Genomic DNA, 12,533 nt, shown 5'->3' with positions numbered 1-12,533 from the left:
GGACATTGCACAGTAGATGACCTCAATTCATCCCTCTATTATGCAACGCCCAAAATTCGTAATTACAAATTGGTATAAAGCAAACAAATTTTAGGCTTTTTTAGAAAAATCAACAATTCCACGTATGACAACCTCTTCAACAATTGTCCACTATAGAGTTATGAGAAATTGAGAAAATGAGTATTAATTATGGGAAGGCGAAAACGCAATTCACGTACTCTTGGCAAAGCTGAACTACGTCTAGCAAGCGTTAAATCTATTAGTCAAACTCTCGATGTCGGAGAGGGGTTAACAGTCAAAGATTATAATGAGAAAATCGAAAGGGTGCGGCAATCTCTAGAAGCATACAATACCAGCCTCTCGACGATTGATGTCTTACTAACCCAGCTCGTCGAAAATGAACAAGAATTAGCAGACTATTCTGAGAAACTTTTGCGTGGTATTGCTTATAAATATGGTAATAATAGCCACGAATATCAGATGGCTGGAGGTACTCGGAAAAGCGAGCGCAAGCGTGCTGTGCGTCAAAGCGTGGTTTTGCCGACGTAAGTAGGCACGATTAAACGCGATCGCATACATCATCAACCAAAATTACTGATTTGGCTTTGTCTGAGGTGCGATCGCCATTGGATTATTCTTGGATCTTTTCTGGACTAAAAGTTCTTCTCGACTAAACTTTTTGAATACTCGACAATTGTTTCTATCAATTCAAAATTCAATAAGCCTCCCACATAAAAGGTCTTGCGTTGACCTTGCAGGGCTTCTAAGCGATCGTAAAATCCCGCTTGCATGGCCTCTGAAGTAACGTGAGGAAAGTAAGGCCACTTATCGTAGGTGTAGTAATCATCATCTACCTGCACTCCCAAATTCTCTAATGTCTTTTGAATCCCTTGGAGAACATCTGTTTTAGTGATTTTTCCCTCACGATCTAAGCGAGTGTAAAAGGCAATCAGGTCATTGTCAGCAAACTGTTGAGCGATAAACCAGGGATTCCCCACTGCATTTAAGGGAATGACATTAGTTACTGGGGTTGGCATTTTCAGTTCGGGAATTAGATAAGTAATCAAACTGTAGGGATTGAGAATTATCTGCTCAAATAGGTCTTTTTCTGCTGGCGACAAATCGAGAAAAGTGTTGAGGACATTCAGCGTCAACGGACAAGCTAAAACCAGATAGTCAAATTCTAAAACTTCTTCATGGGTAACAATCTTGTCAAGAATTTGCTCCTGTTCGGTGAACCGCACTCGTGTAATTGCCCCACGCTTGATTTCTTTGATGTCAATATTCAAGCGCACATTTATTCCCCAAGCAACACGCTCCCAAAAGCGTTGGAAACCATCAATAAACCGTTTAGGCCAACCGCAGCGTATATCTGCACCGTAAGTAACTAAAGTCCCAAAGGTTTCTAGGGTCATGTATTTTAAAGCATAGACGGTGGGGATTTCGTTTAAATAGCCATAGCCCATCGCAGTAATCGGAATTTCAAACAAAGTTGCTAGACATGACAAATCTTTCTGTGCTAACCACTGGGAAAAAGGTTGAGTCAGTTCGGGATGTTGACTGATACCGGCAAACCCAGGAACGGAAATAATTGGCTCTAAGCAAAGACGCTCCCAGCAAAAGCGCCCAACGGCTGCCAAAAACGTTACTCGATCGGTTCCCTCGGTAACGGCATTCATAATTGAGGTGTAGGCAGGTTGTCCCGGTTGAGATTTAAAAGGGTTGTAGACTTGCCCTGGGCCTTCGCTGTAAAGTTGAGCGCCGACTTCTTCAGCAATTTTTAGGACTTCTTTGTAGGCAGGGGTGAGATAATTTGCTCCCAAATCAAAGGAACGGGAATTGTAGGTAATAGAATAACACAATCCCCCTACCCGTCCAGCTTTTTCTAAGACAAGTACGTTGCGGTAGCCTTGCTTTTTCAAAAAGTAAGCCGTAGATAATCCGGCTGCTCCCGCCCCAACAATACAAATTCGTGCATCTTTAGAAATTTTAGCCATACACTGTTGATTTTTTAGTAGTAATGTGCCCTGATGAGAATTTTGCGATCGCAATGTCTTCTACTGAAAATGCGGATAAACTGCTTCTGTAAATAATTGCCGAATGGCTGGCTGCTTAAGTAACGATTCATAATCCTGTCGCACGGGGATATCGTAACTAGCAGTGCGAGGTGCGATGGCAGATAACCAAGCAGTGTGCATTGTGAAGCCAAAATCCAGTTGGGGATGGCTCAATTTGCATATAGGGCCAGCCTCTAATCGATCGGCTTGGAAGATCCAAATTTCGTTGTTATTTCCCCCAAATACCGTACAGACAATATAGCCATCTGTAGAACTGCCATTGCTGTTCAATCTCGGTACAAACTGGGGCGAACTGATGAAATAACCGGGGGGCGCATCATAAAAATCTGCTACCTCCATTTTGATTGTATCGACCCGAAACAAAGAAGAAGGGCGATTGTGGAATGCTTCTTGTCGTTCCAGTAATTCTTTTAGGGGGACAGCCCGATAGGGATAGTCTTCGTACAAGTTGTAAATAAACTCAGTCAGCAGTTCTGGCCAAAAACCGAGAGATTGCCAATAAATATTATCAATTCGCTGAGGAGGCAATCCAGAGGCCAGCTTTTCTTGACAAGCATAGAACCCTATACCCCAATGACGGCGGGTATCGTAAATTACTTTGGCATCTCGAATCTGACCTGTCTCGCCATCTATTTGATAGCGACCCAAACGACCCACATCCATTTGCCCATTAGATAACATTCCTCCCAACCACAGAGGCGCAGATTTGGGAGCATCGAATTTTGAGATATCATACTTGCGAACCCATTCGGCGATATCTGTGGCGCAGAGATGGGCTGTATGCATTGTGATTTGACCGTCAGGGTTTTCGTAATCGGTCAAAAAATGCACTGTTTCTAAAGGAATTACAGCTGGGCGGACTACTACAGTAGTCACATCTGCTTTCAGGTCAGCCCGACGCACGATGTAAATGGGGGAATTGGGTTGCTGCGATCGCGTCAGCAATCGTCGCAGTAGGCGTTCAGTTTCCAAACTATCGGGAACTGGGTTATTGAGGATTTGTTCTGGGCCAATCTTCAAGGAGGTGTCCATTACCACCACGTAATCTTTGGTAACTGCCAACTGATGGATGCTTTGTTCAATTCGCACCGGGGAACCATCCGGCAGTATCAACTCCCACTGCTGGAGTTTGCCGACACCATCCCATCGCATCAAACGAACAAAATCTGGCATAGCAGTTCCCAACAATTTCTCAATCCAGCCAATCAATAGTTGCGAGAAACTTTGAGAAAACTTCGAGAACATTCCCAAGGGAATCTGCAAAGGATTGTTCTCTAAAAGTTTAGCGATCGCACTTAGCAATTGCTGTAGTTCCTGGGGCAGTTGTTCGAGGTCATAAATGAAACGCGCACTTTCAAGAAAATTACTCAGCGATCGCCCATAGTTAACTAAGAAAACTTCGTTGGTATAACCATCAAAGGCTGGGTGAGACGTACTCAACACAGGCGGGAAAGGATAGGGCAAAGGTAGAAACGATTTCCACTCAGTGTTGCCTCCCACTGGGGTAACAACTTCTAAGCTATTGGTATCAATTTCGTAGGGACGACCAGCGTCATAAGTAATCATTAATCGCTCTTGGCTGTCTTTAGCTGTATTAAAGGCGAGAAAGGCAATATCCACCTCATCTCGCAAGCCCAAGGAAGGGGAGAAGCGCAACAACCCGCGATCGCGAAATTGATGAGAGCGATAGGCAAGATTGTTAAAAGTTGCCCGATCTGCATAGTAGCAAGGTGTACGTGCCAGTTTCGTTTTGACACTCACCTGTCCGCCTTGCCAGTCAAAGCGGTAAATCATCCCATCACCGTTAAAAATGTGGGTTGCATTTTGATTGGGTAAGCCCCCAGAGGCAACACTACCTACAGGCGCAATAATAAACGTATGTCCTGATAAATCTGCCGGTACATCTCCATAGATGACATTCATCGGTAAATTCGATATTTCCTGACGGCTGGCAGTCATTGCTGCCTCTGGAAATCGGGGTTCGGGAATTTTAGGACTCATTAATTGATACCCTGGTATTGCACTCTAATTTGGTGTTTTGCCTCAGGTATAACACTAGGTTTTAATTTAAAAGTTGAGTTTTTGCTCTCAAATGTCCAAACATCAGCTTTTTCAGGATTTTTGAATCCAACTATGAAGAGTGCTGAGTTGAAAGACCGTTTACAACGGGCTACCGTGTATACACAAGTCTGAAATAGCTGATAAATAACGGTTTTACCCCACCCTAACCCTCCCCTTGCAAAGGGGAGGGAACTAGATTTCCGGTCTCCCCCCTTTACAAGGGGGGATTAAGGGGGGTAATTCTTAATTTAATCAGCACTCAGTATGTAAATACCTTAAAATTTAACTGCGTCAGTAAAAATTGATGCTATTTCTTTTCCTGGCTGACAGCGCTCAAGATACATCTGCGCGACTTGATCCCACGGGTTTTGCTGCAAACAATCTTGAAAATACCCGGCTGCTGCGGCAAATTGTTGTTGTTCGTAACACGCTAATGCTCTTGCAAATATCTCCAAAGTCGCTGTTTTACCTGCACTAACTTTTGCGGGATCGGCTGCAAACACTTCATGAACAGTCACAGCATTCGTTTTACCCTTCACCTTTACCTGACCAACTACACGAATACCATAGCGATCGCGATTTTGTAACCGTTCAAAAGTTTGGTCGGTAATTAAAAGTGGAGCGTTGAATGTTTTGGTCAATCCTTCGATTCGTGCTGCGAGATTAACCGCATCACTAATCACTGTGCTATCCATGCGATTCAACCCGCCGACTGTCCCCAAAATTAGCGAACCAGTATTAATCCCAATGCCAATTTGAATTGGTGAGTAGCCCTTGGTTTGGCGCTTTTCGTTGTAGGTTGTTAATGTCTGCAACATGGCAATTCCCGCCTGGACTGCATCATCAGCATCTCCGGCAAACAAGGCCATGATGGCATCACCAATATATTTGTCGATAAAGCCATTGTTTTCCAGAATAATCGGCTCCATGCGGCTGAGATAGGAATTAATAAATCGGAAATTTTCGGCGGGAGTCATGCTTTCTGAAAGGGTGGTGAAGGCGCGAATGTCGGTAAATAAAACTGACATTTCTCGCTGCACCTGATCGCCTAATTGCACATCTATAATGCTTTGCTTGTTGAGGAATTGTAAAAATTGGCGCGGGACAAAGCGCTCATAAGCTTTATTGAGTGCGGCTAAATCGGTATACAAACGGGCATTTTCAATGGAAATAGCTGCTTGTGCTGAAAGCAGGTTGAGCAACTCCAAGCGATCTGGGGTAAATGCTCCGGTTGTCAAGTTATTTTCTAAATAGACAATTCCTGCTAACTTTCCTTGGTTAATCAAGGGAGTACACAGAATCGATCGCGGTTGGTATTGGCGAATGTAGGGGTCTTTAATAAATTCCCCAATTCCCACTGCTTCGTTGATGGCATCGTTTAAGACTACATTAATTTTAGTGCGAATCACATAGTTAACGATCGCAGTCGAAAGAATTTGGTTATCTTCAATACTGAGTGATTCCAATACCTGAATGGTATTCTCACCAACGGTTCCCTGAGCTTCAATTAAAAACTTGCCTTTGGTTGACAACAGCAAAAATCCCCGTTGCGCCCCGGCATTTTCTATTAAAATCCGCATTAAGTTAGATAAAAGTTTATCTAGCTGAATTTCTTCGGATAGGGTTTGAGAAGCTTTGATGACTGTCACCAAATCCAATGATTCGGAGCGGCTGGTACTTGTGAAACCTGTCGGGCTAGAAGTAGTGGTTGATAAAGTTGAGTTAACAGCTTTTTCGAGAATGCGCGTTAAGATTTGGGGATACTTGGCTTCTAAATCTTTTACCTTGGCGATCGCTCCCCACTGCAAATAAAGATAGCGGGCTTCTTGCAGATATACTTGGGCAATCTTGGATTTGTTCTGGGCGAGGTAGAATTTGGCAGTTAATTCATTGGCGAGAGCCGCTTCATTCAAATATTGGTTTGATTGGGCTAAGGCAATGGCGCGATCGTAACAAGCGATCGCCTGACTAGATTCTCCATGCACCCGATGCCATTCTGCTTCTACCAGCGCTAATTTATGGCTATAGTTGACAGGAGAAAATTTTGCCCAGACTTGCAACTTTTTCCGGTTTGCAGCTACTCGCTGAAGTAACTTTTGACGTTCTGCTGCACTGACAACAGAAGCTAAAGCTAGTCGCCCTAAAGAGTCATAAAAGTGGAACCATCCTACAATATATAAAGCCACAACTGCATCTAAATAAGGAATTGCTAAATCAGCATTCTTGACGGCTGTAGCATAATCTTCAAACCAATAATTCAGCGTTAATTGATTAGTATAAATATAAAAAATAGCTGTGCGATAGTTACTCTCGATATGCTGGGTTAACATCGCCGTTGCATCATAAAATTCCCCGATCAACTGACAGGGATTAGCATTTTTGCCCTGTAAATTAGCAACTACTTGGCGATAAAGTTGAATGAGAACAAATATCGGTTTTTTCTTAAACAGTTGAATTGCATCTGCGTAGATAGCTAAACATTCATCTAATTCAGCCAGATTTTGACCAGTAAAATAGCAATGCATAGAGGATGTATTGGCACAAAAGGCAGCGTATTCGGTATCACCCGTATCGCGCCCAATTTGAAATCCTGCTTGCAGTGAAGGAATAGTATTTTGGAGTGGTTCTTGCCAATGGCGGACAAAGGAATTAACTACAAATAAAGTTCTCGCTTGCAGGTGCTTGGCATTGAAGCGGTCTAGTACTTGCAAGGCTAATTCACCAAATTTATATCCCCCTTGCAAATCCCCGACAACGCCACAAAGAATCAAACCATAGGTAGCGTAGGCAAAAGCTGATTCCGCCGCATTGCCGGATTTGGCGGATATTTCCACCTGTTTAAAGACCGTCAAAGGAAAAACATTCGGGGCTGCTAAATAAGTCGCCGAGGCAATACTTGCCAGGATGCGAATTGCCGCTAATTTCGTGGGATGGGTGAGTTTTGGTAAGTCAACTAAGGTGTCTACCTGCTTACCTGCCAAAGCAAGTTTAGTTTTTAACAATCCCAGCATAATTTGCGGTTGACCGGGGTTGCTAGCTAAGGGAATGCCCAACAGTTGCAGAACTTGCAGACCGAGTTGAGAGGCAGCTAAGAGTCGATCGCGGGCGATCGCAGCTTGGATTTTGATGGCATAAACCTGCACCTGATCGACTGTGCTGCGGGTCTTTTGCAGCACTTCATCTGTTAGTGTATCCATGCACTCAAAGTCCCCACCCAGATAAGCAGCTTCGGCGGCGGCGGTGTGCAATGCCAAAGTTAGCTGATACTGCTGCCGCCAACAACTAGCTGCTAGACTGTTAATCCCCATTGTCAGATAATCTAAGGCTGGCTGATAGGCGGCTGAGGCTTTGGCTTTGTTACCTGCTGTTAAGTTCAACTGGGCTAGTTTTTGTCGCTGTTGAGGGTCTGTAATCAGGTTGATGCCGAAATTCAGTTGGTTAACAATGTCAAAAATTCTTTCTTCTTGCTTTTGGGGAGTAATGCCTTGTAATAACAGTTGCCCAATCTGCAAGTGTACTGCCTGTTTTTGGTCGGTAGAAATCAGTGAATAGGCAGCTTGCTGGACGCGATCGTGCAGGAATTTGTAGACTACATCCAAATTTGTCAACGCTGTTACTTCTAGGTCGGCAACTTGCAACAGTTGGTAGTCATTGCCTTGTGGTAAAATGAGTCCGGTTTGCACGGCTTCCCAGAGTTGGGCGGCGACATCTGCAAGGGATTTTGAGCTAGCGATCGCCAAAGTATGCAAATCAAAGGAATTACCAATACAAGCTGCTAATTTTAAAGCTTCCTGGGTGGCAACTGGCAGCTTTTGAATTTTCAGCGCCATCAACTCGACTACATTATCGGTAATCTGGGCTGCTTGGATTTTTGCCAATTGCCACTGCCATTGTCGCTGAGTGAAATTAAACTGGAGTAATTCTTCTGCATACAGCGACTTCAAAAATTCATTCATGAAGAAGGGATTGCCATTAGTCTTCTGCTGAAGCAGTTCTGCTAAAGGAGTAATTTCTGCTGAATCGGCATTGTTGAGGGTATCGCTGAGGAGTTGTTGAATTTCGGGCAATGCTAAAGGCGTTAAGGTGAGTTCGTGAATAGCCACTCCTGCTTGTTCTAAGGATGCGATCGTTGCCCGCAGTGGATGGCTTTTATCTACTTCGTTATCACGATAAGCACCAATTAACAACAGATATTGACTGTCTGCTTGACTAATTAACAACTGAATCAACTGGAGTGATGCACTATCCGCCCATTGCAGGTCATCCAAGAACATCACTAAAGGATGTTCCTTTTGGGTAAAGACCTTAATGAAGTTTTGCAAGACTAAATTAAACCGAGTTTGCGCTTCCTTGGGCGATAGTTCTACAACAGGTGGCTGCTGACCAATAATTAGTTCCACCTCTGCAATTACTTCGATAATCACCTGACCATTGACACCAAGAGCATTTAATAATTTTTTGCGCCAAATAGTAATTTCTGCTTCACTTGTAGTTAATAGTTGGCGAATTAAAGCTTGAAAGGCTTGAATTAAAGAACTGTAGGGAATGTTGCGTTGGAACTGGTCAAACTTCCCAGAGATAAAATATCCCCGTTGTTGGGTAATCGGTTTATAAATTTCTTGAACCAAGGCTGATTTGCCAATTCCAGAATAACCTGCAATCAGCATCACTTCGCTTTCACCGTGACTAGCTCGCTCAAAAGCTGCCAGCAAATTTGCCACTTCCGCCTCGCGTCCGTAGAGTTTTTGAGGAATTTGAAATCTACTGGAGTTATCTTGCTGTCCTAGTTCAAATAAGGAAATTTGCCCTGTAGCGTGCAACATCTTTAGGCATTGCTCTAAATCTGCCTGTAATCCAAAAGCACTTTGATAACGCGCTTCAGCAGTTTTTTCCAGCAACTTCATCACAATTTGCGAAAGCGCTGGCGGAATTTGAGGATTGATGCGATCGGGCGGAATCGGTTGTTTGGCAATGTGGCTGTGAACTAGTTCCACAGGATCGTCGCTAATAAAAGGTAAATGCTGTGTTAACAGTTCGTAGAAAGTGACTCCCAAAGAGTAAAAATCGGTGCGATAATCAATCGAGCGATTCATTCGTCCTGTTTGTTCGGGAGAAATATAAGCGAGAGTCCCTTCTAAAACATTGAGATTTCGCAACGTGGGATTTTCCCGCGACAGCAAAGTAGCAATGCCAAAGTCAATTATTTTCGTTTGTTGAGTCGTGGGATTGAGAAGAATATTGGCAGGATTAATGTCTTTATGAATAATTTGTTGCTGATGAATTTCTTCTAAAGCTGCCGCTACTTGCATAGCCAATTGCAAAAAATTCTCTAGCGGTAGAGGTGATTGATTGAGTAACTCACGCAGAGGTTGTCCACCAAAATCCTCTAAAATTAAGACTAAGGTGTTTTGATACTTTTTTAAGTCATAAGCTTGGATAATTCCCGGCGCTTGAGCGCGGCGCGTGAGATCGTATTCAAGTTTAAACCGAGCGATCGCTTCTGGGGATGGGTATTCTTGCCACAGAACCTTCAGTACTACTGGTTGTCGATCTAACTCTCGATATCCCTGATAGACCTGAGAATTGGGGCTTGCGTGCAGTTCTGTCAGGACTTTATACCCTTCCAGTGCGATCATAGATTACTCAAGCGTTTGCTGTATTTTAGGGTCTATTCAGTATAAATTATTCACCTTGCAAGTGAACAGAAATTAGCCGAATGCTACAGTTAACAGACTGTGAGTAGTAGATCGGACGAAAGCGATCGCACACATCACCAATCAAAATTACTTATTTGATTTGATTTGAGATGGGATGGTAATTCGTCCAACTAGTGCTACTGCAATTAAATTACCCTCCGATGCATTGGCTAAGGTGTACACATAAGTCAAATTACCCCCCTTAGTCCCCCCGATGCATTGGGGGGAAAAAAGAAATCTAGTTCCCTCCCCTTTGCAAGGGGAGGGTTAGGGTGGGGTAATCTTCCGCAATTGACAAACCGTTTGTGCAATCATTGCGATCGCACCTTCCAACTCTTGATAAACCTGTTGATTTGTAAACCTCAAAAAACAAGTGCCTTTAGATTCAAGAAAACATTGTCGTTCATAATCATAAACCTGCGCTCCTTCTTGAAAATGGCTATCACCATCAATTTCTATAGCAAGTTTTAATTCAGGACAATAAAAATCTACAACAAATATATCAATACTGTACTGTCTACGAAATTTGCAACCATCAATTTGCCGATTTTTCAACCTTTCCCACACAATCTTTTCAGCAGATGGCATATTATTACGGAGCGATCATCTTTTTTCTTTCTCTGAGGTTTTGTTATAAAGCTCTGTCATAACATCTTGATTTTTGGTAATTCCAAATTACCCCCCTTAATCTCTCATTGCAAAGGGGAGAAACTAGGAATACAATTCCCTCCTCCTAGCAAAGTTGAAATTACCCCCCTCAATCCCCCCTTGCAAAGGGGGGAAGCCGAAAATCTAGTTCCCTCCCCTTTGCAAGGGGAGGGCTAGGGTGGGGTATTTTTAATGCTCTGTTAAATAACCACATATTACCGAGCAAAAATCAAAATATTCTTCCCTGTAGTGACTTCCGGCTTCCCTATAGTGACTACCGGCTTCCCTGTAGCGACTTCCGGCTTCCCTGTAGCGACTACCGTCTTCCCTGTAGCGACTACCGCCTTCCCTGTAGCGACTACCGTCTTCCCTGTAGTGACTACCGTCTTCCCTGTAGTGACTACCGCCTTCCCTGTAGCGACTACCGCCTTCCCTGTAGTGACTACTGTCTTCCCTGTAGCGACTACCGGCTCGATCGCCTATGCAATATCTTGAGGTGTAGCGTCTGTTACTAACATCGTTATTTTTTGATCGGGTTGGGGAACTCTATAAATACGTTTCAGTAATTGCCCAACGCTAAATGTGGGCTGCTCTGAACCGTATTGTAACGATATCTGGAGTTTTGAGGATCGGCTGATGGATAAATCGATTATTCAGTTGGTTGACGAGTTACCGACTGACAATATTACTGTCAAAGTTTTAAAGGCTCTTGATTATGTAGCTCCAGGTGAATGGAGCAATTTGACGGGGTTTGACAATAATATCCGCGCTATTACAGGAGTTACCGATGCTAAGGTAATTCAAAAAATCCGCGATCGCGCTGCTAGTTTATACATAGATCCTCAACAAGGCTACCAGTTTGCCATCAAACTTTATCAAACAATTGATAAGGCAGACACAGCGATGGCAGCAGCAGCTTTAGCGAATAAAGTTAGTGAAAAAATCGGCTTTCTCTCTTTTTTAGGCAAAGTTACTCCCAAAGCCGATGTCACTCAATCCATTGACTTGGTATTAAAAATCGCCGTCGAAATCATTGCCTTTTGCAAACTAAACGGCATTCCTCAACCAAATCCCCAAGAGTTTGCTAATTCCCTAACTAACAACTATCAAAATGCATCCCTAATGCGGATGGTAGCTTTAGTTTGTCTAGATGGAATTCTGCCCTTGGGCCCTGACTTCCTCAGCAAAATTCAGGGAGTTATTAGTGGTACTGATGCTGATGCAATAACTCAAAATCCGGTTTTCTTAGCCGTTAATAACTTTCTTCCAGGTAATAATCCTTCTGATAAAGTTGGTTTTATCAGTCAGGGTTTTAACTCCGTGCAAGGCTGGATGAATAATTTAGTATCCAAGACGGGCATAACCCCGCAATCAATTTCTAGTAATTTGGGTAATTTTATTCAGATTGCTGATGATAATTTAGATTTAGTTGCAGCATTCCTAGATCAAACTACCAATTACTACGAGCATACAGGAATTCAAACGGTCGCTCGCAGTTTGATTTTGCAAGCATACACTCTAGTAAAAGAAGAAATCAAACAAGAAGAACAAAAGCCGATTCAAGATGTTTCATCTGCCGTTAAATCAGATAAATCAGATCGGAATCAGTATGAAGTCAGCAAAACTGTAGAAGTCTGGGATAATGATGAGGAGGATTGGTATCAGGGAACCATTGAGAAAATCCAAGATGACCAGTTCTTTATTCATTACCTTGGATACGGTTCATCTTATGACGAGTGGGTAGGCGAAGATGACATTCGGACTCGCGATCTTCGCTCCACAGATGAAAATGGATATGCAGTAGGTCAAAAAGTAAAATGTTGGGATGATGACCAAGAAGCTTGGTATTCCGCAACGATTCAGCAAATCCAAGGCCAGCAATACTATCTTCACTACGTTGGTTATGACTCATCTTATGATGAGTGGGTTGATAGCGATGAGATTTCCTAACTGTTGAATTAGCACGGGGTTGACGAAAATTGTAACCCGCAACTCCCCGACTTATTTGAAAAGTTGGGGAGCTTGTTTTTCACAAATGGATTCAGAATTG

The 12,533-nt window shown here is 43.2% G+C and carries 7 protein-coding genes; 3 read left to right on the top strand and 4 right to left on the bottom strand.

Annotated elements, in window-relative coordinates; genetic code table 11:
- Positions 1-189: 189 nt before the first annotated feature.
- Positions 190-549 (top strand): hypothetical protein, encoded by a 360-nt coding sequence (locus RMZ42_RS24355; protein ID WP_322673831.1) that lies wholly within the window; start codon positions 190-192, stop codon positions 547-549.
- Positions 550-653: 104 nt separating this feature from the next.
- Here RMZ42_RS24355 and RMZ42_RS24350 read toward each other — a convergent pair whose 3' ends face one another.
- The 4 genes from RMZ42_RS24350 to RMZ42_RS24335 form a co-directional block, all read right to left on the bottom strand.
- Positions 654-1,997, bottom strand: coding sequence for an FAD-dependent oxidoreductase (locus tag RMZ42_RS24350; protein WP_322673830.1), 1,344 nt, complete (start codon positions 1,995-1,997; stop codon positions 654-656).
- 60 nt (positions 1,998-2,057) lie between these two features.
- Positions 2,058-4,079, bottom strand: a complete 2,022-nt coding sequence (locus RMZ42_RS24345; protein WP_322673829.1) for a carotenoid oxygenase family protein — start codon at positions 4,077-4,079, stop codon at positions 2,058-2,060.
- Positions 4,080-4,414: 335 nt separating this feature from the next.
- On the bottom strand, positions 4,415-9,775 hold the full coding sequence (locus tag RMZ42_RS24340; protein ID WP_322673828.1) for an AAA family ATPase: 5,361 nt from the start codon (positions 9,773-9,775) through the stop codon (positions 4,415-4,417).
- A gap of 327 nt (positions 9,776-10,102) precedes the next feature.
- Positions 10,103-10,423: an endonuclease domain-containing protein gene (locus tag RMZ42_RS24335; RefSeq protein ID WP_322673827.1), complete on the bottom strand. Its 321-nt coding sequence runs from the start codon at positions 10,421-10,423 to the stop codon at positions 10,103-10,105.
- 330 nt (positions 10,424-10,753) lie between these two features.
- On the opposite strand from RMZ42_RS24335, the gene RMZ42_RS24330 reads away from it, so the two are divergent.
- Entirely contained in the window at positions 10,754-10,978 is a 225-nt protein-coding gene (locus RMZ42_RS24330; RefSeq protein WP_322673826.1) for a hypothetical protein, read from the top strand.
- Between the two features lie 141 nt (positions 10,979-11,119).
- Positions 11,120-12,433: a Tudor-knot domain-containing protein gene (locus tag RMZ42_RS24325; RefSeq protein ID WP_322673825.1), complete on the top strand. Its 1,314-nt coding sequence runs from the start codon at positions 11,120-11,122 to the stop codon at positions 12,431-12,433.
- The last annotated feature ends 100 nt before the right edge of the window (positions 12,434-12,533 follow it).

It is taken from the genome of Nostoc sp. DedQUE05, from assembly GCF_034530955.1.
GTDB lineage: Bacteria > Cyanobacteriota > Cyanobacteriia > Cyanobacteriales > Nostocaceae > Nostoc.
Note: the sequence above shows the minus strand (reverse complement) of the source record. Positions and strands in the feature narration are given on the sequence as shown.